Genomic DNA, 23,775 nt, shown 5'->3' on the forward strand with positions numbered 1-23,775 from the left:
AAAAAATAAAAAAAGAGAAATAAGAAGATTTATAATTCAGCTAAATCTTCTTTGGATAGGATGTTTGCGTTTCCATTTTGGAGTGCTTTCAATCCATCCTCATAGTTTTCTATCTTGACAACAACAATGGCCTCATCGGTCTTGGAGCTGACGAATGCATAAAGGTATTCCACATTGATGCTTTCCTTCTCTAAGATTTCAAGCATTGTGTTGAGTCCATTTGGTTCGTCCTTTACCCCTACAACGATTACATCGGTTTCCTTGACTGTGAACTTCTCTTCCCTCAATGCATTTATTGCTGTTTCATTGTCGGAAACTATCAATCTTAAGATTCCATATTTTGAACTGTCTGCAATGGAAAGGGCTCTGATGTTAACCCCTGCCTGTGACATTGCATTAACAGCCTTTTTCAGTTTTCCCTCTTTGTTTTCAAGAAATACGGAAAGTTGTTTTACACTCATAATATCATCTCGTAATATCATCAATCAATATTTAATCAACTTTAAATCAATATTAATCATTGTTCATCTAATCAAAGTTCCTCTCATCAATTACCCTAATGGCCTTTCCCTCACTTCTTGGCAAGGATTCAGGTTCCACTAATGTTACATCCACACTGATTCCTATTGCACTTTGGATTTTTCTGGCAATCATTCTTTCAAATTCCTCAATCTTCTTCATTTCGTCAGAGAAGACTTCAGGTGAAGTTTCCACTTTCACTTCGATTTCATCAAGAGTGTGAGGTCTTGAAACATGAATTTGATAGTTTGCTGTCAATCCTTCAATTTGCAAGATGGCTGCTTCAATTTGAGATGGGTAAACCATAACTCCTTTGATCTTAAGCATGTCATCGCTTCTTCCAGTGATTCTATCCATTCTTACGGTAGTTCTGCCGCAAGGACATTCATCTCTTCTAAGTGTGGTTATGTCCTTGGTTCTGAATCTTATGACAGGCATTCCCTCTCTTGTGAGGTTGGTCAAGACCAATTCTCCTTTCTGTCCGTCTTCAAGGATTTCTCCGGTTTCAGAGTTGATGATTTCCGGATAGAAATGGTCTTCCTGAATATGCAAACCGGTTTGATATTTGCATTCTGCAGACACTCCCGGTCCCATGAGTTCAGTCAATCCATAAATGTTATGTGCGGTGATTCCGAGCTTTTCCTCAAGTGAGTTTCTCATTTCTTCAGTCCACATTTCAGCTCCGAAGATTCCTCCCCTTAGGCTGATGTCATCTGCTTTGTATCCTTCCTTTTCAAGGGATTCCGCCAAGTACATTGCATATGATGGTGTGCATGTCAATATGTCGCTTTGGAAATCTTCCATGATCTTCAATTGCCTTGCTGTATTTCCTGCTGACATTGGTATGACAGTCGCTCCCATGGTCTTTGCGCCGTGGTCTATACCGAATCCTCCAGTGAATAATCCGTATCCGTAAGAGTTTTGGATCTTGGAGTTCTTATCTCCTCCAGCCATTGCAATGGCTCTTGCAGTACATTCTCCCCAAATGTCAATGTCCTTCTGTGTGTATCCGGACACTACGGGGGTTCCAGTGGTACCGGAGGTACTGTGGATTTCAATTATTTCATCTTCAGGCACTGCAAATAATCCAAATGGATAGGCTTCTCTCAAATCCGCTTTGGTTGTAAATGGGATTTTGCTAATGTCATCAAGGGTTTTCAAATCATCTGGATGGAATCCAGCATCATCGAATTTCTTCTTGTAGAATGGCACGTTTTCATAAACTCTCTTCACTTGCTTTTGGAGTAAGGCAAGTTGCATCTCTTCCTTCTCTTGCCTTCCCATACATTCTGCATTTTCATTCCAAATCATATAATTTCTCCATGATTTTCAATATGTCTTTTGAGTAATTGTAATCATAATCTTATAATTGTTTCATAAAGTTATAATTTTATAACATTATTTAATTTATTTCTAATCATTAATAAACATAATAGTTTAAAAGTTCTTTTTAATGTCTAAAATGCATATTTTTTATTCATTTCTGCATAATTTAGTTTTTATTTTTTAAATAATTCCATTTGATTAATTATTTAACCTTATTAAGACTTAATTAAGTTTTTTAAGATATTTTTAAGAATTCCAAAAAAATTTATATATAATATTAATTAAAAATTAATGTGTAAAATTGTTTTTATTTATATTTTACTATATTTTATAATATTTTTAATTAAATTTTACCAATTTTATTTAAAAAATTTTTAAAATTAATTAATATTGTAATATTTATTCATTACTTGATTTTTTTAAATTTAAACTTTTATTTAGAGGTCTTTAAATGGATTATTTTTTATTAGGAATTGTTTTTATTGTTTACTTCCTTATGGTAGGGTATGTCGGATACCTTGCTTGGAAAAGAACCAATTCTTCCGAAGACTTTATGGTTGCAGGTAGGCAGACTCACCCATACATCATGGCATTGAGTTATGGGGCTACCTTTATCTCTACAGCAGCTATTGTAGGTTTTGGAGGAGTGGCAGGTAAATATGGTATGGGTATACTATGGCTTGCATTCCTGAATATTCTCATAGGTATATTCATTGCATTCGTATTCTTCGGTAAAAGAACTCGTAGAATGGGTAAGAACCTTGGTTCTCTCACATTCCCAGAGTTTTTAGGCCGTAGATTCAATAGTAAATTCATACAGTACTTCAGTGGAATTTTAATCTTCTGTGCCATGCCTATTTACGCAGCGGTAGTGCTCATCGGTGCAGCAAGATTTATGGAATCTTCCTTAATGCTTGATTTCAATGTGGCTCTTTTGGTTCTAGCAATCGTAATCTGCGGATACGTATTGTTCGGTGGATTGAAAGGGGTTATGTATACCGATGCATTGCAGGGAAGTATCATGTTTATCGGAATGTTGATCTTGCTCGTATTCATTTACTGGGTATTAGGTGGAGTTACTGAAGCAAACACTGCACTTACCAATATGGCTCACCTTTATCCTGCAGATGCCATTGCAGAGGGAGGTACCGGTTGGACAAGCTTCCCAAGATTTGGAAGCCCATTCTGGTGGTCTCTTGTAACCACAACCATCATGGGAGTAGGTATCGGTGCTTTGGCTCAACCGCAATTGGCTGTAAGATTCATGACTGTAAAATCTGACAAGGAATTGCACAGATCCCTTTTAATCGGTGCGGTATTCATCTTTGTCATGACCGGTAGTGCTTATGTTGTAGGTTCCTTATGTAACGTTTACTTCTATCAGAACTTCGGACAGATAGCCATTGACTATGTTGGAGGAAACATGGACTCAATCATTCCAACATTCATCTCAACTGCACTTCCTGAATGGTTTGTATATATCTTCCTGCTTTCATTGCTTGCAGCGGCCATGTCTACCTTGTCTTCCCAGTACCATACTCAGGGTACTGCTCTTGGACACGATATTGTGGACGCACTTAAGAACAAGGGAGACAGTGACGGATACAGTGATTTGGAAATCAAGACCAAATCAATCAAGGAGACTAAAATCGGATTCATTTCAGTTAGCCAATTAGGTATTCTGATTGCAGTTGTATTATCATTGGTAATCGGATTGTCCTTGCCTGGAAGCATTGTTGCATTAGGTACTTCATTGTTTATGGGATTATGTGCGGCAGCATTCCTTCCTGTTTACTGTGCAGCATTATTCTGGAAACGCGCTACAAAAGAGGGAGCCATTGCAGGACTTTTATCAGGTACTTTCACAAGCCTGTTCCTCCTTGTATTCGTATTCAAGAAGACTGCAACAGGTCTTGGTATCTGCAAGTTCATATTTGGAGTAGATATGCTTATCAATACAATGCCATGGTACACCATTGATGTGATGATATTTGCCATTCCGGTTTCTGTAATATTCACTGTTGTTGTAAGCTTGCTTACACAGCCAATGGAAAAGGAGATTCTTGACAGATCCTTCAAAGGTCTTGACAGCGGAGCCAAATAGGTGATATCATGATGGTTTTAGGAATAGAGGATCCATGGATTTGGAGTGTTTACATTCTTATGGTTGCAATCACTCTTGTTTGCGTCATTTATGGTGCAGTCAATTGGAATAAGGGAGATTAATTCTCTTTTATTTTATTTTTTCTTTTTTTTATCTATTTTTTATATTTTTCATATCTTTTTTTAAATTCATTATTTCATTATTTTCAGTATTTTTCTATTTTTTACAAAAATTTTATTAATCGTTTAAAATAAAAAGAATATTAATTAAAAAATAAAAAACTTTTATTAATTTAATTTACTTATCAAACTTATTTGGAGAACTATTTATGAGAATTGTAAAAGAATTGGTCGGTAAAGAAGTATTGGGCAATGATGTAATGAGTATGGGAAAAGTTGTTGATGTGGATATTGACTTGGAAGACAATAACATTGAATCAATCATAGTCTCTAAGGGAGGAATTCAGGAAACCTTGAACATCAGCAACAGTGAATTGGTCATTCCTTTTGACATGATTAGCAAGATTGGAGATAAGATCATTCTAAAGGATGTTTTTGATGAGGACTTTGCTCAAATGGAAGAGGAAATCGAAGACTTGAAGAGTCAATTATAATTCTGTTTTTACATAGTGTGAGTTCAATGGTTACTAAAGAGTATTTGATTGAAATATTAAAGGAAAACAAGGTTTTTGAAGAAGGTGAGTTCACCCTTGCTTCAGGAAAGAAAAGCAATTATTATGTCAATATGAAGAGGGCAATCACCGAACCTGAAATATTGTCCACCATAGCTAAACTGATCAATGAGAAAATCGATGATGACATTGATAAGATTGCAGGTCCGGCTTTAGGTGCCGTTCCTATAGCGACCGCCGTTTCACTTGAATCCAAAAAACCTCTTTTAATGATTAGAAAAGAGAAAAAGGGGTACGGAACTTCAAAATTGATTGAAGGGGATTTGAATGAAGGTGACAATGTAATTCTTGTTGAGGATGTTACCACCACTGGAGGTTCACTCTTAAAGGCAATAAATGCAATAGTTGATAATCATGGAATAGTTAAAAAAGCATTTGTTGTTGTGGACAGGGAAGAAGGTGCAATGGAGACCTTTGCAAATGAAGGAATTGTGCTTGAACCATTAATTTCCGTAAGCGAATTTTTTGAATAATTGATTTTATTTTTTAATTCATTTTTTATTCTATTTTTCACCCTATTTTTCCCATATTTTTTATTTATTTTTAATTATTTTCTATTTTTTTATTTTAATTTTTTAAAGTCTTCATTGGAATTAATTCAATTAAGTTTATATTTTAAAATTTACAGATATATTGATAGAAACTTATTCTATTTAGGTGTCAATATGAAAAAAATTAATTGTGCATTTATTATTGCATCATTGATTATTCTTTTGATTGCCATTGGAAGTGTTTATGCAGTATCTGAAAATGCTGTGATTTCTGATGGTGATGATTTGGATAATGAGGATGGAGATGAAATAGAAGTTGATGATGAAGGCGATTCCGAGGATGATGGGGAAGATGATAATCTAGATGAAGATGATGATGAGGATCTAGACGATGAAGATGACTCTGATGACTCTGATGACTCTGAGGATGATGAGGAAATGGATGAAGATGAAAGTTATGATGGTGAATTTGATGGAGAAGCATCCCCATTATCTGCAGGCGCTAGCTTAGATAGTGCAAAAGGTATGAGCATGAATGTGGAATCCGGTTTGGATAATGGTTCTCAAGATGATGTAAATTCAAATCATCAAGCTGGAAATCCTATCGCTATCTTATTATTGTCTTTATTGTCTTTAATTGTAATTCCATTAAGAAATAGATAATCTATTTCTTAATTTTTATTTTTCTTTTTTTACTTATTTTTAAAATTTATCAAATAATCTTATTTTTATTTGAGTACTAAAAAATTAATTGAAAAACTTATTTTCTTGCATGCTTTTTCAAGTGTCCCAATTCATCGATTATTATTCCGAGACCTGTTTTCACTGCATTTGGAGATCCGGGCATTGCAAATATCATGGTTTTTCTATAGATTCCAGCAGTAGCTCTTGACAAGAGGGATCCTGCTCCCAATTCCTCATATGAGATTGCTCTGAATATTTCTCCAAATCCTTTGATTTCCTTTTCAAAGAGAGGTTCGATTGTTTCAATGGTGATGTCTCTTGATTCAAGGCCTGTTCCCCCGGTTGTAATGATCACTTCCACTCCATTGTCAATCATTTCTTCAATTGTTTTTTTAAGGGTGTCAATTTCATCAGGGATAATTGCGTAGGCGTCCACATCATATTTTTAGCTAATTCCTCTTTCAGATATTGTCCTGACAAGTCCTTTTCCTGTCCTTCTGCATCATTGGAAAATCTGTCGCTAAGGGTGATGACTCCACAGGATACTTTTATCGGTGCTTTCTTTTTATGCAATTCCATAGTTTCGCTTTTCATAGGATTACCTTCATCTTTTATTTTAATTTTTTTATTTATCCATTTTTTTTAAAATATGGTTTATAAGCTTTTTAATATTTTTATTGTTTATATTAAATAAATTTTTTAGATTTTCTTCATTTTTTTTTTATTCGTTTTCATATTCATTTTTTCGATTATTACTAAGATTAATATCATTAAGTTTATTTATATAAAGTATAAATATATTTATCATGAATGATTTATATTATGTCTTAGATGCTTCAGCATTTATTAATGGCTTTGAACCTAAAAGCCAATATAACTTTACAGTGTCTGAAATAACCGCTGAAGTGAAGGACTTGAAGTCTAAGATATTATTGGATCAGGCTATTGAAGAAGGAAAGATTATAATAAAGGAGCCAAGTGATGAATCCATAAAGGAATTGAATGAAACAATCTCAAAATCCGGAGATGATTTGCGATTGTCCGAAGCGGATAAGAAACTCTTGGCTTTGGCTTTAGACTTAAGAAGTGAAAATGAGAACATTAAGGTCTTGACCGATGACTATTCAATGCAGAATGTCTTGAAGATCATTGAAATTCCCTATGACAGCATAATAACTGAAGGAATAAAGGGAGTCTATAATTGGGTTAAGACATGTGAAGGATGCAAGAAGGAGTTCGATGCTGACTATCCTTTTGACGATTGTGAAATATGCGGGTCTAAAGTGTTTAAAAGAAGAATAAAAACATATTAATAAATCTTTAAAAGAAAAATAAAAGTATAAACTATTATTCTTATTCTATAACTATAAAACTCTATTTGGTGTGAATATGGAAATTGGTGTAGTTGTACATGGTCCGGGAATTGTTGATTCCGGTTGGGCTAAGAAGATCATTGACATTTTATCTAATTTCGGTAATGTCCGTTGCCGTTTGGGAGGAACAATGGGCAGGACTGCGGTCATTGATGCCGGTTTGGAGGATGTTATTGACATATCATTGAAATTGTTGCCTAGCCAGTCATTGGAACTTTTCAATAGGGAACATGCTGATGTTATTTTCCTATTGAATTATGGAAAATCCCCTGAAACTGGACGTGTTTTTGGATATAAGGTGTTCACTCACTACTTTAAGCAGATTTCCAATGAGGATTTCCTGGCTACAAATCATAAGCCATTGTATGAATCAAGCATTCCTGTAATTCAAATAGAAAGGCCTGGAGAAGAGGATGGCTCAATCATAAGCTGGAATGTGGTCTTGAATCAGCAATTGGCCAAAAGCAAGAAAAGCAAAAGGGCTATGTTAGGTTTAGGCAAAAAGAACATGCTCGAATCACTTTCATTTAATTTTGAGGAATTGTTCGATGGATTGAAGGAGGCTTTGGACCTGATTGAAGTCACACCTGAAGAGGTCGTTTCAGACTATCTTTCAAATCATCAGGAAGATGAGGATGAAAGGGAGATTGAGAGGATATTGGAAACCTATGAGGACTATGAAACCAGCCATTACACCTACCGTAAGATCCATGGGGTAAGCCCTGATGAAAATATCTTTGTAAATGGCATAGTCATCGGATATTCCAATTCGGATTCCATAGTATTGGTTGCCCGTGATGGGCTGATTGTGGACATTCTCAATGGAACCGTAAAATATCATGGATTGGAAAAACTAGGTCCTGTCGACTTGGAAAGGGTGATTGTAAAGACAGGTTTGCTTAGAAAATCAGAGGATGTGAACCCTCGTGTATTGTCCCATAATGAGATTTCTGTAGCGGACACTGAAAGAAATCTCTATTCTGGTGAGATTTCAGATGACGAGTATTCATTTAAGGTGGCTTATGTTGATCATGCGGCCTATGACATCTTCAAGTTCAAGGACTTTGACTTGGTTGTCACAATCGGTGATGACACTTCCTTGGTTGCTTCCGACATATTGTATAGATTCAATATTCCAATCATCGGTATCACTGATGGAGACTTGGATAAGGTTGTTGAAAGCGGATTTGTAAATGAAAGGTCAACATTCATTGAAGTCTCTTCAGGATTTGATGACATTGTCGGCCAATACATCCATGAAGAGATATTCTCATTAAAGGACATTTTAGAGATTCCATACGATGAGGATGCCAACTCTGTGGAAGAATTCAAGAACGCCATCTTCAAGGTATTCCAAGTTCATGTGATTGAAAAGGTGAAAGAGATCGTTCCAAGCTTTACCCAAAAGGATTGCAATTATGATGTTATTGCTTCCTATCACGAGGTTGTTGATGATAATCCTGAATTGGTTGAGAATTTGGATGAGTTCATTGATGGATTCGAATATGATGATTATGAAGAGGAAGAGGAAGTCTATTTGGATGATGTTTACGATGCCCCTCTTGAAGAGGTCTATGTGGAAGATGATGTAGAAGAGATTTCTGATGCTCAGCTTGAAGAGATTATAGTGGAGCATGGATCCAGCGAATATGATGAAGTTTATTTTGACGATGAGATTTATTCTGATGAAGAGGTCTATCCTGATGAAGAGGATGCCATTTATTACGATGAAGTTCCATATGAAGAGGCGATTGATGAGCCTCTAGTTGAGGAGATTTATGTAGAGCATGATTCAGATGATTCTCCAGTTGAAGAGATTTTTGTAGAACATAGTCCGGAAGAGGAAGTCATCTATGATGATGTTCCTGTTGAAGAGGTCTATCTCGATGAGGATTTGAATGATGTGGCTTCTGAGGAGCTTGTTGCCGATGATGATGTCGCTTCTGAAGAGTCTGCTGAAGAGATATCAGATGAAGATGACGGATGGGCTGAATATATTGAAGAGGAATTTGGAGAATCAGCAGGGGATTCAGAGGATTCAGAAGAACAGGATTAATTTTATCATATTATTTTTTAATCAAAAAGTTTCACAATTATATTTATTTCTAGGAGAAATATTGTTTAAATTATTTTTTTTATTTATACAAGGTGTAATAATGGATTTTAATGAACTTGTAAAATCACTTCAGGAATTTGTAGGAGTCAGCAGAAAGAATTCCATTGAAAAGGTTACAAAGACTTTAGGTGAGGTCTATAATATATCTGGCGAGGTCCTTCTTGATTTTGGAGATGACGCTTCAGCCATTGACATTGGAAACAATCAGGTTATATTGCTTGCTGCCGATGGGATTTGGGGTCAATTGATGAGTGTGAATCCTTATTGGGCAGGCTATTGTTCAGTGCTTGTGAATGTTAACGATATAGCTGCAATGGGAGGAAAGCCAATAGCCATGGTAAATACAATGTCCATTTTTGATGATGAAATCTATGATGATCTCCTTCAGGGAATTGTCGACGGCTGTAAGAAGTTCAATGTTCCTATGGTTGGGGGACACCTTCACCCTGATTCCGAGTTCAATTCATTGGATGTGGCCATTGCAGGTATTGCCAAAAAGGATTCATTGATTACATCTGCAGGTGCAAATGTTGGAGACAAGGTTCTTGTAGCTATTGATACCGATGGCAGGCAACATCCTCAATTTGCTTTAAATTGGGATACAACCTATGAAAAGGACGATAAATTGGTCCAGGATCAGATAAAGGTCATGCAGGAAATTGCAGAGGCGCATCTTCCAACAGCTGGAAAGGATATCAGCAATCCTGGAACTCTTGGTACTTTAGAGATGCTCCTTGAGGCATCTGGTGTTGGGGCTTGTGTTAATCTTGAATCAATTCCAAGAAATCCTGATGTTGAATGGGAGGATTGGCTTAGGGCTTATCCTGGTGCTGCCTTTGTCTTGACAGCAAAGGAAGAGAACTGTCAGGAAATCATAGACACCTTAAGCCCATATTCATTTGAAGTTGCTGTTGTCGGTGATGTAATCGAAGAAAAAGTGCTTTATTTGGAATATGGTGAAGAGAAAGCGGTTTTATTTAGCCAAGAAAAAAATCCTGTTTTAAAGAGGAATGATTAGATTTTTTATTTTTTTAATCATTTTTCCATTATTTTCTACAAATTTTTCAATTTCATTCATTTCACTTTTTCTTAACTAAATTAATATTCTAATTAAAAACTCTTTATTTACTTTTTAGATTACTATTTGCTCTCTATTTTTGTTTTATCCGATTCAAAGTTCTTTAAAATTTTTAATTTTTCAATTTTTTTACTTTGTTCTATTCATATAAAACAATTTATTACTATATTTTCTATTTTTATTGAAAAATTTTATCATATTGTCTTATATTTTTTATTAAAAATTATTCATTTTCCAATTTATTAAAACTTAAACATTATTTATTATTTTTTAGTTTTATTTGCTATAACTTGGTTAATTGATGTAATTTCGTACATTTTTTTGAATAAATAACACTATTTTATATAATATGATTTTCTTAAATAATTATGTAGATTAGATTTTTTTATTTATCTAATTTATAATATATTATAAATTAAAAATATTTGGTGTAAATATGAATAAAAAAATAGGAATTATATTAGGAGTTGTATTCTTAACCTTCTTATTAATCGGAGCATCCAGCGCAGGATGGTTTGATTTCTTAGGTGATGAAGCATCTGCTGATAACGATGACAGCACTTTAGTTGTTGGTTTCGATGCAGAATTCCCTCCATATGGTTACAAAGACGATAACGGGGAATATGTTGGATTTGACTTAGACTTAGCACAAGAGGTTTGTGACAGAAACAACTGGACTTTAGTGAAACAGCCAATAGACTGGGACGCTAAGGACAGTGAATTAGACTCTGGTTCTATCGACTGTATTTGGAACGGATTTACCATCAACGGTAGAGAAGACGACTACACCTGGTCTGAACCTTACATTGACAACAAACAAGTAATTGTTGTAAAAACTGATTCCGGTATCGACGATTTAGATGACTTAGAAGGTAAAATCGTAGAAACCCAAAAAGACTCCTCAGCTTTAGCAGCTCTTGAAGGAGATCAAAAACCATTAGCAGACACCTTTGATTCATTAACTCAAATTGCTGACTATAACACCGCATTCATGGACTTAGAATCCGGTGCATGTGACGCAGTTGCAATCGATATTGGTGTAGCTCAATACCAAATCAGCCAAAAAGGCAGTGACCAATACAAAATATTAGATGAGGAAATTTCCTCTGAACAATATGGTGTAGGTTTCAAAAAAGGTAATGATGAGTTAAAAGACCAAATCCAAGCTACTTTAGACGAAATGTTTGAAGACGGAACCGTTGAAGAAATCGCTAAAAAATACGATGAATTTGGTGTTCCAGGTTCTCTTATTCAAAAATAAGTGATATATTCTTAGTTTATGCATAATTTATTATGTATAAACTTTTTTTTTATTCTTTAACTAATTTTTAAATTTAAATAAATTATTTGAATCATTTAATTTTAAAAAACATTATTTAAATAATTTATTTAAATTTATTTAATTAAAATATTCCATATTTAGAGTTATCTAATTAAAAATATGCAATATTTAGATTTATTTAATTAAATTAAGTTTTTATTTTCATTTTGGAGAATTTTAAATGTTATTAAGTAAAGTTATTGAAGAATTGATGTGGGGTATGGGCACTTCAATTGAAATCTTCTTGCTTACATTGCTCTTTTCCATTCCTTTAGGGCTTGCAGTGGCCGCAGGAAGAATGAGCAGCTTCAAGCCATTGCAATGGTTCATGAAGGCTTATATTTCAATCATGAGAGGTACTCCATTGATGCTGCAATTGATTGTGGTGTTCTTTGGACCATACTATATTTTCGGGATGACCCTTTCAAGGGATTTCAGGATGATTGCAGTTATCATCGCATTCACCATCAACTATGCCGCTTACTTTGCAGAGATTTTCCGTGGAGGAATCGAATCCATTCCAAACGGCCAGTATGAGGCTGCACAGGTCTTAGGCTATAATAGAATAGAGACATTCTTCATAATTATCTTGCCTCAAGTGGTAAAGATAGTGCTTCCTTCCATTACCAATGAGGTAATCACTCTTGTTAAGGACACTTCACTTTCATTTGTGCTCGCAATTCCGGAAATGTTTACTGTTGCAAAGCAGATTGCAGCAGCTGAAGCATCCATTTCAGCATTGCTGATTGCAGGTGCCTTCTATTATGTATTCAATGCGCTGGTTGCAATTCTTATGGAACGCTTTGAAAAGAGGTTGGATTATTACGATACATAGGAGAGATATCGAAAAATTTTAATCAAGAGATGATACTATGAGTTTATTGGAAGTTAAGAATCTTAAGAAAAGTTTTGGCGACAATGTTGTCTTGAAGGATATCTCTTTTAATGTTGAAAAGGGTGAAGTCTTGTCCATCATCGGCCCATCAGGATCCGGTAAATCCACATTGCTTAGATGCATCACTGATTTGGAGACTGAAGACAGCGGAATAATCAATTTTGATGGAACATTCGGTTTGGTGTTCCAGAACTTCAATCTCTTCCCTCACCATTCTGTAATGAAGAACATTGCAAATGCCCCTATAAGAGTTCAAAAGAGGGATAAGGAAGAGGTTTACGCTCATGCAAGGGACTTGCTCAAGAAGATGGGATTGGAGGATAAGGAAGATGCCTATCCTTCCGAATTGTCTGGTGGACAGCAGCAAAGGGTATCCATTGCAAGGGCATTATGCATGAACCCTGACATTCTGTTCTTTGACGAACCTACCTCTGCACTTGACCCTGAGCTTACCGGTGAAATCCTGCAGGTAATCAAGGATTTGGCTGCAGAGCATATGACAATGGTGATTGTAACCCACGAGATGAATTTCGCTAGAAATGTGTCTGATACCATTATCTTTATGGATGGTGGAGTCATTGTAGAGCAAGGATCCCCTGAAGAGGTGTTCTCATCAGACAACCAAAGAATGAAAGAGTTCTTAGGTAAATTCTATGAATGAATAGAATTTACTATTTTTCTATTTTTTTTTATTGATTAATCTATTTTTTTTAAACTATTTTTAAAAATATTTTTTATACTTTTTTTATTTAATTAATCTATTTTTTTAAACTATTTTTAAAAATTTATTTTTATTATTCTTAAGTCTTTTTTTATTATTCAAAATTAATTTAAAAACTATTTTATATTATTAATAATATAAATATACTTAATTTATAAAATAGGGTAATTTTTTAATTTTATATCATTCAATTACTCTTGTTTTATAATTGTATTGATAATTATTGTTTTATTAGAAAAAAGAGGCAAGCCTATGCTAATTAAAATTAATGGAGAAGATGTGGATATTCCTGAAGGTTCTACCATAAGGGATGCTATAGAGCTTTCAAACGCTCCTTATAAGAAAGGTAGTATCGTTTGTCTTATCAAGGGAGAAAGCGAGATACAAAGCAACATTCTCAAGTATAAGATAAAGACACCTAAGGGAAGTATTCTCATTGAATTGGAAGTTTCTGAAAAATCACAGCCTTTAACTGATTTCTTCAAGGAAAACTACTCTCAGTTTGTTTCCAATAATGTTCGTTGGGAAACCTCCAATGAAGTGGCTATCGGCCCTGTCAGTTCCAATTTCGAACCGTCACATGATGAGTTTGCATACTTTGACAATGAGGTTCTTATTAGCCTCTCAGGATTTTCAAATGATGCCACTCACATAATCTTTGTGAAGGATGACCACACAAATGTCTATGGTGTTCCGAAATACAGTGACCGTGGAGTCTTTGCAAGGGTTATAGGTGGAAGGAAAACATTGTTTTCACTCACTGATGATGATGAGATCCTGGCTATCGAACCTATAATAGAGCGCAGTACAGTTAGGGAAAGTACCGGCGGTTCAAACTTGGATGAGGTTTTGGAGGAAGGAAATCAATTGTTCACCTATGTTCTTTTTGAACCAAACTTCAATTCCCCTAAGTCTGTTGAACATCTGTTCTCACTCATTAGAAACGACAGGATTGAAGTCAGCTTTGAATCAAATTCCTTTGTTGGTTTCTATGAACTGACAGGTTTGACCAAGGAGAAAGAGGAGATTGCTGAACGTAAGAGAGGAACAGTCACCTTGAGAAACGATGGATTCGGTAAAGGTAGAGTTTATATTTATAGAGAAGACAGGGTTAGAGCTGAAACCCACACCAGCCTAGCTACAGTGAAGCAGGGAATGGAATTGTTTGACATTGCCAAAAAGGGAGATTTCATCACTGTAAGAAGCAGTCCTGACAGGATTATGCTGCAGATGATGACTCAAAAGGATGCAGAGGAAAAACTGCAGGCCTTAGGTGTCAAGCATATCCGGACTGGAAATGATGATGATGATGCAATCATTGTAACCCAAGAGCCTGAAAGCACTGTTGGAATCCTGGAAGCCGGTGAAGTCACTACCTTTGGTTTGGCTAGCGATGAATTGCTCAAGGTCAAATTGACCGATAAGGCTCCAAGGACCAGATGGTATCTGGAAAAGATCACTGGCCTTGCAGAAAAGCCGGTTGGAACATTGAAGGTTTACTTTGCGGTTCCGGACATGAACATGTTCATGTTCCACGGGGATACCGACGAATCCAAGGGACTTATTCCGGAAAACATTCCAACTGACAAGATGGAAGCGGGAGAGATTGGAGTGACAAACATGTCCCGTAAGAACTTAGGTCTAATTGGTATTAGAACCATTGATACCGATGAGTTCGGACCTACCGGTGAGGCATTCTCCGCTACAAACGTTGTCGGTAAGGTTGTTGAAAACATTGAAGGCTTGAACAAGCTTAAAGATGGGGACACTCTTTATATTTATGAAGTTTACGAGGAGGACGAATAGACTATTTCAAATAGTTGTTTAGGAGGAATTATTATGCCTGCAAATTTATGTATAACTCCAGATTTAGGTAAAGAGGACATGGATCCTGAAGTTTCAACAAGGATGATCATTTTAAGTTCAAAGGCAAATGTTAGTGAAAGCGAGGTTGTAAACTTCCTGCACATGCTTAACTTGCCTATCACAATCAAATGGACTTGTTATGGAGCCATGATTAGTGGTAAGGATGAATATGTGAAACAAGCTATTCGTGAACTCCGTAAATTGGACCCTTATGGAATTTTCACCAAGGAAAGAGGTTTCGCTCCAGGAGACCCAAGAAGATGCAGAGGTCACAGATATGGACCAAGGGAAGGTTTCCACCAGATGGAGAAGGAATTCAGAATTCTTGATTATGTCGGAGAGGCTTTGAAGAATCCGAAGGAAGTTGTAATCGAGAAGAAGGAACCTGTTTCCGTTGATTACTTTAAGGAAATATTGGAAGAAGAAGAAAACAAAAAAGAGGATGATAAATAATAGGAAGTTTATGGGAAAATATTTAAATTGATTAGTTTATTTATTTTATTACTAATAAAAAAACTTTCTATTTATAATTACGAGGATGATATTATGGTAAAAGTAGCTATTTATCCACCAAATTCATTGGTTTTAGCTGACTTGATTGAGAGGAAAGGTCACACTCCTTTGGCTCTTCAAAAACAGATAAGACAAAAGATCAAGGACCCGGAGATTGATTCTCCTCCAATGAACATTACAGAAGAAGACCCGATCAATGGATTGAAGTATGCGGCTATTGAAGTTCCTTCAGGGGTTCGTGGAAGAATGTCTATTATCGGACCTCTTATAGATGCTGCAGAGGCAGCAATCATAGTTGATGGCGCTCCATTCGGTTTTGGTTGCGTAGGTTGTGCAAGAACAAATGAATTATCAATTTTCTGTTTACGTAAAAAGGACATTCCTGTCTTGGAAGTCGTTTATCCTGATGATGAGGATGGAACAAGACTTATGGTAAATCAAATCATGGAATTCCTGGATTCCCTGCCTGGAGGTGGAGGAGACCTGGAAGGAGACAGTGATGTTTTAGGTGAACCAATAGCAAATAAGGGAGGAGAATAAGATGGTACAGATAGCATTGGTTTCCTGCGGTACCGAATACAGTGGTATCCAAAAGGAAATCGAAAAGGCAGCTCTTAAGTTCGGAGCGGAAATCATTCTTCCTGAAATTGATTTGGATTACATCAATGAGGCTTATGAGAAATTCGGTTTCTCCGCTCAAAGCTCAAGCTTGAAGCTTATGATAGCAAGGGCAATGTCCATTGTCGAAGGAAAGTGCAAGCCTGATGCGGTATTCATTGCAACCTGTTTCAGATGTGCGGAAGGAGCATTGGTAAGAAACGAAGTAAGACGTTTCATTCAAAACAATACCCGTATTCCAGTAGTTACCTATTCATTTACTGAAAGAACCAAAGCGGATGAGCTCTTTATCCGTATGGAAGCATTGGCAACTACCGTTACAAGAAGAAGCATTCTTGCCCGTGAAAAGCAAGAGGGTCTTACCCTTGGACTTGACTCAGGTTCAACAACAACAAAAGCGGTGCTTATGGAAAACAACAAGGTTATTGGAACCGGTTGGACCGCTACAAAGGACATCATTGCATCTGCCCAGACTGCAGCTGCAGAGGCATTTGAAGGCACCGGCTACAAATGGGAAGATGTTGACGGAATAGGAACCACCGGTTACGGCAGATTCACAATGGGTCAGGAATTCGGAGCAGAGCTTATCCAAGAGGAATTGTCTGTAAACGCAAAAGGTGCAGTATACTTGGCGGATTGCCAGAAAGGTGAAGCTACCGTATTGGATATCGGTGGTATGGACAACAAGGTAATTACCGTAAACAATGGTATTCCAGATAACTTCACTATGGGAGGTATCTGTGCAGGTGCATCCGGAAGATTCCTGGACATGACTTCCAGAAGGTTGGATGTTGACATTACAGAGCTTGGCCCACTTGCGGTGCAAGGTGACTGGAGAAAGGCTATGCTGAACTCCTACTGTATTGTATTCGGTATTCAAGACTTGGTTACCACTCTTGCTGCTGGAGGTTCAAAGGCAGATGTTGCAGCTGCTGCATGTCACTCCGTATCCGAACAGGTATACGAACAGCAATTGCAGGAAATCGACATTCGTGAACCTTTAATCCAAGTAGGTGGAACAAGTTTGATTTCTGGGCTTGTTGAAGCTGTAAGTGAAACCTTAGGTGGAATTGAAGTCATCGTACCGGAATACTCACAACATATCGGTGCTGTAGGTGCGGCATTGCTTGTATCCGGTATGGGAAATAGACATGAATAATTAATTATTGAAATTAGTTCTAATATTTATTATGAAATATTTTTTCTAATTTTCAATTTTTTTATAAATATTTTTTATAATTAATATTATTTTAATAGAGTGATTATATGTATATAGAATCAAATGACCCGGAAGGAGCAAAAGTCTACGATATGATCATCAGACAAATCCTGCAGGATTTGGTCTTGCCACCTTCCATTGATGACATGAGGGCTTATGTCAATCCAGATGAGGTTTGCTTCATCATAGCCATTAAGATGAGAAAGACTTCCAAGCACATTACCTTAAAGGAAGTGGCTAAAGTTAACTATGAAGCTGAAGATGACACCACAGTTGTCCTGATTGACAATGAGAATTATCTCCCTCATATTCTTAGAAAGCTTTGGGAAACCAATGGCCGGGAAAACGTTCATCAGCCAAGCAGATATGTCATTCACTTGCCTGGACAGCATAATGTTTCAGACTTGGTGGTGGATGATCCTCAACAGAATCTTAAAAGAAGAATCTATGATGCGATATTCAGGATAGTTCCTGAAGGATTTAAGATAATGAAGGACATTTCCCGTGATGATATAGTTTCCGTCATTGCAACTGATGAGCTCATCAAGGACGAATGGGTTGAAAAGGCTGAAGAGTATATTGTAGAATTGAATACTCCAAAGACTTGGGATTAAATCTTTTTTGATTTAATCTTATTTATTTTTTTTCAATCATTAGATTTTCATTTTTTTGGGGTTGTTTTAATTTTTTGTCCAATTTTTAATGGTTTTTTAAGAACAGTTCGGATATTTCAAAAATTTGTTCGTATGTATTAGGAACAAATAGAAAGCTTTAAATACTATACAGTTTATAACGATAGTTATAAGTTTAAGTCTAAACGAATAAAATTTGTAAATTGTAGTGGGATAATAAAATTGGAGAAAAAATTAAGTTAATTAAAATGATGAATAATTAAAATTATTTAAAATTATTTAAAATTAATTAAAATTAATTAAAATATTGTGTTGAGGTATTGCTATGACTAAAAAAGATATAACTTGTGGAGGAAGTCATAAGGGTGCAAAATTTGCACACATTACAAAAGTGCATCCATGTTATAATGAAAAGTTGCATGATAAGGTAGGTAGAGTCCATGTGCCGATTGCTCCTAAATGTAACATTGGATGTAATTTCTGTATAAGATCAATTAATACTGATGAGGACAGGCCTGGTGTTGCAGGTTCAATCATGGATGCGGACGCCGCAGTGGAACATGTATTGAAGGTAACCGAAGACAGTGCAATCACTGTAGTGGGGGTTGCAGGTCCTGGAGATTCCTTGGCTAATGAGGCTACCTTTGAATTCTTTGAAAAGATCAATGAGGTGAAGCCAGACCTAATCAAATGTATGAGTACAAACGGTCTCTTGCTTCCAAAGTATGCGAAAAGGCTTGCAGAGCTTGGTGTAAATACTGTCACTGTCACAGTCAATGCAGTGGACCCGGAGATATTAAAGGAGATCAACGGATTCATAGTCTATGAAGGCAAAGCTTATAAGGGACTTGAAGCAGCTGAAATCCTTTCCAGAAATCAATTGGAAGGAATCAGAAAGGTTTCAGAACTTGGTATTGTAGTGAAAGTCAATATTGTTCTTATCCCTGGATTGAACGATGAGCATATTGTGGAAATCGCTAAAACCGTAAAGGAATGCGGAGCAGATCTGGTGAATGTCTTGCCACTCATTCCATTGAATAAGATGGCTGACTATCCAAGACCTGGATGTGGAGAGATTGAAAAGGCACGTAGTGATGTGGAGGAATACCTTCCTGTATTCAGGGCATGCACTCAATGCAGAGCGGATGCTTATGGAATTCCTGGAAAGAAACATGAGGACCATCACTTAGGAAACGCTCCTCAGTCTCACTATTAAGTGATTATAATTTTTACTTCAAATAGGATCTTTTTCCTATTTTTCTTTTTTTAATTTATTCTTTTTGAATAGTTAAGTCTATAGTTCTTTTCTATTTTTTAATGTATTTTTTTGAATAGTTAATTTTATAGTTTTTTTCTATTTTTTTATTCTTTTATATTATTTTTCATAGTTTTTATCAATGTTTGTTTACTATTTTTCGCTATTTTTATTATTTTATTTTGTTCAGTTTTTAATTTTCATATAATTTTTTTTATAATACTAATAAACTTCTAATTTTAGTATTGCTTATTTGTTTAATAAGTTTAATAAAATAATAAACAAAATAATAAAACATTCTTAAATAATTAAATGTAGTTTAGTCTTTTGTAAAATTATTTGAAAATATTTAAATATTTCAAAATATAAATAATCAATTAAGTTTAATCTGTGCATTAAACGAAAGTTTTTCGAAACTTGATTCATTGAATTGCAATTTGATGAATAAAATTAAAAGGAGATTTAAAAATGGCTGGAACAATGAAAGCTTGGAGAATCAATGAATTAGGAAAACCTCCTGTAATGGAGGAAGTACCTATACCTGAACCTACTTTTGGAGAAATCTTAATTAAAATGAAAGGTGCAGGAATGTGCAGAACTGACCTTGAAGTTATTGATGAAGGTTTCATCACAGTCCCATTTGAAGGACCATTCACATTCGGTCACGAAAATGCAGGGGAAGTTGTAAAACTTGGACCTGGAGTGGACACTGTTGAGGTTGGACAAAACGTTATTGTAGACACATTGCATGCATGCGGTAAATGTCAATACTGTCTTTCCGGTCGTGACAACTTCTGTGAAGTTGCAAGTGCACGTGGTCTTAAGGAAGACGGAGGTATGGCAGAATATATGATTGCCGATGCAAGGGAAGTCGCACCTTTAGGTGACCTTGACCCTACAGAATATGTGGCATTGGCTGATGCAGGTCTATCCCCATATGGTGCTGTTCAAACCGCAAAGCCATTCATCCCAAACAATGGTACTGCAGTTGTTATCGGTGTAGGTGGACTCGGATTCTACTGCTGCCAATACTTGGCATTGACAACTTCCGCTCGTGTAATTGTAGTTAACAGATCAGCTGAAAAAATGGCTAAGATGGTCAACTACGGTGCTGACGAATTGGTTGTATTAGATGACAATGCGTATGACAAGATCATGGAACTCACTGACGGTAAAGGTGTAGACGCTGTATTCGACTTTGTAGGTAGAGACAACACCTTAGAGCTTGCAGCACAAATCACCAAAGGATTAGGTCTCATTTCCATTTTAGGTCTTGGTGGAGGAACACTCCCTGTAAGCTGGACCACCATTAAGCCTGGTGTAATGGTAAGATTGACTCAAGGTGGAACAATCACTGACCTTTACGAAATCATGGACTTGGCAAAGGCCGGCAAGATCAAGGTCGAAGCCCAACAATATCCATTCAGTAAGGTTCTTGACGCTCTTGACGACTTGAGAAACGGAAGAGTTGAAGGAAGAGCTGTTATCACCTTTGAAGAATTCGATGAATAAATTATAAAGGACATATTGTCCTTTTTTTACTTTTTTTTATTTTTAGTTTCTTTTTTTATTATTTTCTCATTTTTTTCAAATATTTTATAATAAGTTATTTATTTAAAAAAGACCAATATTTTATTGTATTTTAACAATTTTTATTAATAAATTCAATTATTCTTATCATGTGATTATTATGAGAACTTTAGAATGGGAAGACAATAAATTAAAGCTTATAGATCAAACCAAATTGCCGGATGAACTGACTTATGTCTATTGTAGCACTTATGAGGAAGTCATAGATGCAATCAAGACCATGGTTGTTCGTGGAGCTCCAGCTATTGGAGTTTCAGCAGCTTTCGGTATGGCGCTTGCCCAATTGGCTGGAGAGGATATGGAAAAAGTTGCAGTTGAGATGAAGAATGCAAGGCCAACTGCTGTCAATCTTATGTGGGCAGTGGATAGGGTCATGAAAGCCGACAACATGTTGAATGAGGCAATGGCAATGGCTGGTGAAGACATCAATACAAACCTTGCCATTGGCGAATATGGTGCAGAGCTTATCGATGATGGAGATACCGTTCTCACTCACTGCAATGCTGGAGCCCTTGCATGTGTGGACTATGGTACTGCATTAGGTGTTTTCCGTTCTGCCTTCAATCAGGGAAAGGATATTCAAGTGATCTGTGATGAAACCCGTCCAAGGGGACAGGGTGCAAGCTTAAGCGTATGGGAGATGCAGCAGGAAGGAATTCCTGTAAAGTTGATTCCAGATGTGGCAAGCGGGTACCTTATGTCAATCGGCAAGATTGATAAGGTTGTAATCGGTGCAGACAGGGTTGCTTATGATGGAATTGCAAATAAGATAGGTTCATTTATGGTTGCTCTTGCAGCTAAAAGATTTGACATTCCGTTCTATATAGCAGCTCCATTCAGTACCTTTGATAAGGAGATTTCCATCTATGATACAGTCATTGAAGAAAGGGACCCAAATGAAGTGATCTATTATGGCGGTGCAAGGATCTGTCCCGAAGGAACTGAAGTTATCAACCCTGCTTTTGATATTGTTCCTAAAGACTTGATTACCGGAATCATTACAGAAAAAGGAGTAATTGACTTAAACAATTTAGAAAAGGACTTTAAGGAACTTTTCTAATATTCTTTCGATAGGGTGAAGAAAATGTTAATTGATTTTAATGAACTTTCAGAAATCACAATTCCAAATATGAATGGTGGGGAAGGAAAGGTAATTGCAAAAATGGATGTGAATGATTGTGGAAGATTTATTAAAACTGTTATTCCACCTAAATCATCAATTGGACCTCATCTTCAGGAAACAAATGATGATATAAATTTCATTGTTTATGGTGAAGGGATTGCAATATGTGATGATTCTGAAGAGATTTTAAAAGCTGGAACTTGTCATGTTTGTCCAAAGGGATCCACTCATTCCATAATAAATGCTGGTGAGGAGGATTTGGTGTTTTATACTGTAGTTCCTCAAAAATAATATTTTATTTTTATTTTTCTTTTTATTATTTTTAATTTCTATTTTTAAAATTTTTTTTAATTAGATAAAATTTCTAATTGCATTATCTATTTTTCATCAGTTACTTTACAATCAATAGCTACATGCCACATTCCGGGACTTGAGGATTTAACTTTACGGGTATTGAGTATTTCAACTTTCTTATTTTGCCTCTCACAAGCTATTTGCGCTCTTTCTATACCTTGTGAAAATCCATCGGAAAATTCGTAGTAGTGGATTACTCCCCCTTCCTTGCATAATGATACTGCCAAATCTAAGAATTCCGGTGCTAATCCTGGAAGATTCATTATGAGCCTATCAAATTTTTTATCCTTCAATTCATTTAATGCAACTTCGTTGGTATTTCCACATATTGCAGTTATGTGGGCATTAGGTGCCAACTTATTTAACTTGATATTCTCATTTAAGTATTTGATCGCATACTCATTAATGTCCACTGCAGTGATGTTGACATTCTTTTCATGAGCTATTACAATTGGAAACGGACCGATTCCTGCAAACATGTCAAGTATTTCCTCTCCATCTTCACAAGCTTCCTGAACCCTTTTCCTTTCAGTTGCAAGTCTTGGAGAGAAGTAAACGTTTTTAACATCCAATTTCAATCTTGTGCCATGCTCCTTATGGATTGTGATAGGATTATCCTCTCCAGCAATAAGCTCAAGTTCTCTAACCCTTGTAACGCCTTTGACTGCACTTTTTTTCATATACACAGTTTTTCGTTTAGTGAATTGGAGAGTGGCTTGGCCTATTTCATTCTTATGAACTTCAAGATCTTCTGGAATCTCTACAATGACAATGTCTCCAATAATGTCAAAGGATTTTTTAAGCTCTTCAATTTCCTCTTCACTTAACTTGTCTTTGAGAAGTTCTGTTATGCTTCTTGGAAATCTCTTTACAGTTTCAAGGTCTTCATTGGCGTTTAAATCCATAATTTCGATTGTATAATTCTCATTTTGCTTAATGATTTCTTCCTTGCACTCTTCCATCACTTTTGAAAGCACTTCCTCATCTGTCCCTTCTTTGATGGGAATATGTCCGAAACCATTTTCGACTTTTATCTTATAGTCATAGTCAATAATCTTATGTTTTAGCACAATTTGTCTTGTTGCCTCTATATTTTGCACTGGAATTTTTATGGTTAACATAGTATCTTTAATTAAATTAGTTTTATGATTAATAATTTTATTATTTACAGTATATGATTTTAATTTAATCAACCGTTATTTTATTTAAACTGATAGTTTTTTCCAAGCTGATTTTTACTATTAATTCTTTGTCTTAATTGATTTTTTCTCTTTTAATAAATATTT

At 35.8% G+C, this 23,775-nt stretch carries 22 protein-coding genes and 2 pseudogenes; 20 read left to right on the forward strand and 4 right to left on the reverse strand.

The genetic code is table 11. The features are described 5' to 3' along the window. Positions 1-29: 29 nt before the first annotated feature. Positions 30-461, reverse strand: coding sequence for an acetolactate synthase (locus IJE13_RS04975; protein ID WP_292777800.1), 432 nt, complete (start codon positions 459-461; stop codon positions 30-32). A 67-nt stretch (positions 462-528) separates the two neighbouring features. Continuing rightward, the gene (locus IJE13_RS04980) at positions 529-1,830 is read right to left on the reverse strand and encodes a phenylacetate--CoA ligase (protein WP_292777804.1); all 1,302 of its coding nucleotides are present in this window, start codon (positions 1,828-1,830) and stop codon (positions 529-531) included. 466 nt (positions 1,831-2,296) lie between these two features. Between IJE13_RS04980 and IJE13_RS04985 the strand changes: the two genes are divergently transcribed. The 5 genes from IJE13_RS04985 (at position 2,297) to IJE13_RS05000 (ending at position 5,794) form a co-directional block, all read left to right on the forward strand. Next, positions 2,297-3,949 carry a sodium:solute symporter family protein gene (locus tag IJE13_RS04985; protein WP_292777806.1) on the forward strand — a complete coding sequence of 551 codons (1,653 nt, stop codon included), beginning with the start codon at positions 2,297-2,299 and terminating at the stop codon, positions 3,947-3,949. Between the two features lie 8 nt (positions 3,950-3,957). Next, positions 3,958-4,071, forward strand: a complete 114-nt coding sequence (locus IJE13_RS08720; protein WP_366514850.1) for a symporter small accessory protein — start codon at positions 3,958-3,960, stop codon at positions 4,069-4,071. A gap of 206 nt (positions 4,072-4,277) precedes the next feature. Continuing rightward, positions 4,278-4,562 (forward strand): PRC-barrel domain-containing protein, encoded by a 285-nt coding sequence (locus tag IJE13_RS04990; protein ID WP_292777809.1) that lies wholly within the window; start codon positions 4,278-4,280, stop codon positions 4,560-4,562. 26 nt (positions 4,563-4,588) lie between these two features. Next, positions 4,589-5,113 carry an orotate phosphoribosyltransferase gene (pyrE, locus tag IJE13_RS04995; RefSeq protein WP_292777812.1) on the forward strand — a complete coding sequence of 175 codons (525 nt, stop codon included), beginning with the start codon at positions 4,589-4,591 and terminating at the stop codon, positions 5,111-5,113. 192 nt (positions 5,114-5,305) lie between these two features. Continuing rightward, positions 5,306-5,794: a hypothetical protein gene (locus tag IJE13_RS05000; RefSeq protein WP_292777814.1), complete on the forward strand. Its 489-nt coding sequence runs from the start codon at positions 5,306-5,308 to the stop codon at positions 5,792-5,794. 97 nt (positions 5,795-5,891) lie between these two features. Here IJE13_RS05000 and IJE13_RS05005 read toward each other — a convergent pair. Next, a pseudogene (locus IJE13_RS05005) lies at positions 5,892-6,409 on the reverse strand (MogA/MoaB family molybdenum cofactor biosynthesis protein). A gap of 212 nt (positions 6,410-6,621) precedes the next feature. Between IJE13_RS05005 and IJE13_RS05010 the strand changes: the two are divergent. The 15 genes and pseudogenes from IJE13_RS05010 to IJE13_RS05080 all read left to right on the forward strand — a co-directional run bounded on the left by IJE13_RS05010 (position 6,622) and on the right by IJE13_RS05080 (position 22,426). Further along, entirely contained in the window at positions 6,622-7,128 is a 507-nt protein-coding gene (locus IJE13_RS05010; protein ID WP_292777816.1) for a ribonuclease VapC, read from the forward strand. A 76-nt stretch (positions 7,129-7,204) separates the two neighbouring features. Continuing rightward, positions 7,205-8,515: pseudogene (locus IJE13_RS05015) on the forward strand (DUF2117 domain-containing protein); the annotation flags it as partial. An 829-nt stretch (positions 8,516-9,344) separates the two neighbouring features. Next, on the forward strand, positions 9,345-10,322 hold the full coding sequence (locus IJE13_RS05020) for a methanogenesis marker 2 protein (RefSeq protein ID WP_292777818.1): 978 nt from the start codon (positions 9,345-9,347) through the stop codon (positions 10,320-10,322). Positions 10,323-10,818: 496 nt separating this feature from the next. Continuing rightward, complete coding sequence (locus IJE13_RS05025) at positions 10,819-11,643, forward strand: amino acid ABC transporter substrate-binding protein (protein WP_292777820.1); 825 nt, start codon at positions 10,819-10,821, stop codon at positions 11,641-11,643. A 241-nt stretch (positions 11,644-11,884) separates the two neighbouring features. Beyond that, positions 11,885-12,538, forward strand: coding sequence for an amino acid ABC transporter permease (locus IJE13_RS05030; protein WP_292777822.1), 654 nt, complete (start codon positions 11,885-11,887; stop codon positions 12,536-12,538). 37 nt (positions 12,539-12,575) lie between these two features. Next, positions 12,576-13,259 carry an amino acid ABC transporter ATP-binding protein gene (locus IJE13_RS05035; protein ID WP_292777825.1) on the forward strand — a complete coding sequence of 228 codons (684 nt, stop codon included), beginning with the start codon at positions 12,576-12,578 and terminating at the stop codon, positions 13,257-13,259. 312 nt (positions 13,260-13,571) lie between these two features. After that, on the forward strand, positions 13,572-15,125 hold the full coding sequence (locus tag IJE13_RS05040; RefSeq protein ID WP_292777828.1) for a methanogenesis marker 3 protein: 1,554 nt from the start codon (positions 13,572-13,574) through the stop codon (positions 15,123-15,125). Positions 15,126-15,158: 33 nt separating this feature from the next. Continuing rightward, positions 15,159-15,638, forward strand: coding sequence for a methanogenesis marker 6 protein (locus IJE13_RS05045; RefSeq protein WP_292777830.1), 480 nt, complete (start codon positions 15,159-15,161; stop codon positions 15,636-15,638). A 93-nt stretch (positions 15,639-15,731) separates the two neighbouring features. After that, complete coding sequence (locus IJE13_RS05050) at positions 15,732-16,238, forward strand: methanogenesis marker 5 protein (protein WP_292777832.1); 507 nt, start codon at positions 15,732-15,734, stop codon at positions 16,236-16,238. Position 16,239: 1 nt separating this feature from the next. Then, positions 16,240-17,475, forward strand: coding sequence for a methanogenesis marker 15 protein (locus tag IJE13_RS05055; protein WP_292777834.1), 1,236 nt, complete (start codon positions 16,240-16,242; stop codon positions 17,473-17,475). 107 nt (positions 17,476-17,582) lie between these two features. Next, entirely contained in the window at positions 17,583-18,149 is a 567-nt protein-coding gene (locus IJE13_RS05060) for a methanogenesis marker 17 protein (protein ID WP_292777836.1), read from the forward strand. A 343-nt stretch (positions 18,150-18,492) separates the two neighbouring features. Further along, complete coding sequence (locus IJE13_RS05065; protein ID WP_292777838.1) at positions 18,493-19,383, forward strand: radical SAM protein; 891 nt, start codon at positions 18,493-18,495, stop codon at positions 19,381-19,383. A gap of 507 nt (positions 19,384-19,890) precedes the next feature. Then, complete coding sequence (locus tag IJE13_RS05070) at positions 19,891-20,934, forward strand: NAD(P)-dependent alcohol dehydrogenase (protein ID WP_292777840.1); 1,044 nt, start codon at positions 19,891-19,893, stop codon at positions 20,932-20,934. Positions 20,935-21,112: 178 nt separating this feature from the next. After that, positions 21,113-22,072, forward strand: a complete 960-nt coding sequence (gene mtnA / locus IJE13_RS05075) for an S-methyl-5-thioribose-1-phosphate isomerase (protein ID WP_292777842.1) — start codon at positions 21,113-21,115, stop codon at positions 22,070-22,072. A gap of 24 nt (positions 22,073-22,096) precedes the next feature. Then, positions 22,097-22,426 carry a cupin domain-containing protein gene (locus IJE13_RS05080; RefSeq protein ID WP_292777844.1) on the forward strand — a complete coding sequence of 110 codons (330 nt, stop codon included), beginning with the start codon at positions 22,097-22,099 and terminating at the stop codon, positions 22,424-22,426. Positions 22,427-22,512: 86 nt separating this feature from the next. Here the strand turns inward: IJE13_RS05080 and IJE13_RS05085 are convergent, their stop codons facing one another. Further along, complete coding sequence (locus IJE13_RS05085; protein WP_292777847.1) at positions 22,513-23,610, reverse strand: class I SAM-dependent methyltransferase family protein; 1,098 nt, start codon at positions 23,608-23,610, stop codon at positions 22,513-22,515. Positions 23,611-23,775 lie beyond the last annotated feature (165 nt).

The sequence above is a fragment of the Methanobrevibacter sp. genome, from assembly GCF_017410345.1.
Classification (GTDB): domain Archaea; phylum Methanobacteriota; class Methanobacteria; order Methanobacteriales; family Methanobacteriaceae; genus Methanobrevibacter.

Coding starts and splice junctions, on each gene's coding strand:
- IJE13_RS04975 (WP_292777800.1), bottom strand. CDS start 461: ATGAGTGTAAAACAACTTTCCGTATTTCTTGAAAACAAAGAGGGAAAA.
- IJE13_RS04980 (WP_292777804.1), bottom strand. CDS start 1,830: ATGATTTGGAATGAAAATGCAGAATGTATGGGAAGGCAAGAGAAGGAA.
- IJE13_RS04985 (WP_292777806.1), top strand. CDS start 2,297: ATGGATTATTTTTTATTAGGAATTGTTTTTATTGTTTACTTCCTTATG.
- IJE13_RS08720 (WP_366514850.1), top strand. CDS start 3,958: ATGATGGTTTTAGGAATAGAGGATCCATGGATTTGGAGTGTTTACATT.
- IJE13_RS04990 (WP_292777809.1), top strand. CDS start 4,278: ATGAGAATTGTAAAAGAATTGGTCGGTAAAGAAGTATTGGGCAATGAT.
- pyrE (WP_292777812.1), top strand. CDS start 4,589: ATGGTTACTAAAGAGTATTTGATTGAAATATTAAAGGAAAACAAGGTT.
- IJE13_RS05000 (WP_292777814.1), top strand. CDS start 5,306: ATGAAAAAAATTAATTGTGCATTTATTATTGCATCATTGATTATTCTT.
- IJE13_RS05010 (WP_292777816.1), top strand. CDS start 6,622: ATGAATGATTTATATTATGTCTTAGATGCTTCAGCATTTATTAATGGC.
- IJE13_RS05020 (WP_292777818.1), top strand. CDS start 9,345: ATGGATTTTAATGAACTTGTAAAATCACTTCAGGAATTTGTAGGAGTC.
- IJE13_RS05025 (WP_292777820.1), top strand. CDS start 10,819: ATGAATAAAAAAATAGGAATTATATTAGGAGTTGTATTCTTAACCTTC.
- IJE13_RS05030 (WP_292777822.1), top strand. CDS start 11,885: ATGTTATTAAGTAAAGTTATTGAAGAATTGATGTGGGGTATGGGCACT.
- IJE13_RS05035 (WP_292777825.1), top strand. CDS start 12,576: ATGAGTTTATTGGAAGTTAAGAATCTTAAGAAAAGTTTTGGCGACAAT.
- IJE13_RS05040 (WP_292777828.1), top strand. CDS start 13,572: ATGCTAATTAAAATTAATGGAGAAGATGTGGATATTCCTGAAGGTTCT.
- IJE13_RS05045 (WP_292777830.1), top strand. CDS start 15,159: ATGCCTGCAAATTTATGTATAACTCCAGATTTAGGTAAAGAGGACATG.
- IJE13_RS05050 (WP_292777832.1), top strand. CDS start 15,732: ATGGTAAAAGTAGCTATTTATCCACCAAATTCATTGGTTTTAGCTGAC.
- IJE13_RS05055 (WP_292777834.1), top strand. CDS start 16,240: ATGGTACAGATAGCATTGGTTTCCTGCGGTACCGAATACAGTGGTATC.
- IJE13_RS05060 (WP_292777836.1), top strand. CDS start 17,583: ATGTATATAGAATCAAATGACCCGGAAGGAGCAAAAGTCTACGATATG.
- IJE13_RS05065 (WP_292777838.1), top strand. CDS start 18,493: ATGACTAAAAAAGATATAACTTGTGGAGGAAGTCATAAGGGTGCAAAA.
- IJE13_RS05070 (WP_292777840.1), top strand. CDS start 19,891: ATGGCTGGAACAATGAAAGCTTGGAGAATCAATGAATTAGGAAAACCT.
- mtnA (WP_292777842.1), top strand. CDS start 21,113: ATGAGAACTTTAGAATGGGAAGACAATAAATTAAAGCTTATAGATCAA.
- IJE13_RS05080 (WP_292777844.1), top strand. CDS start 22,097: ATGTTAATTGATTTTAATGAACTTTCAGAAATCACAATTCCAAATATG.
- IJE13_RS05085 (WP_292777847.1), bottom strand. CDS start 23,610: ATGTTAACCATAAAAATTCCAGTGCAAAATATAGAGGCAACAAGACAA.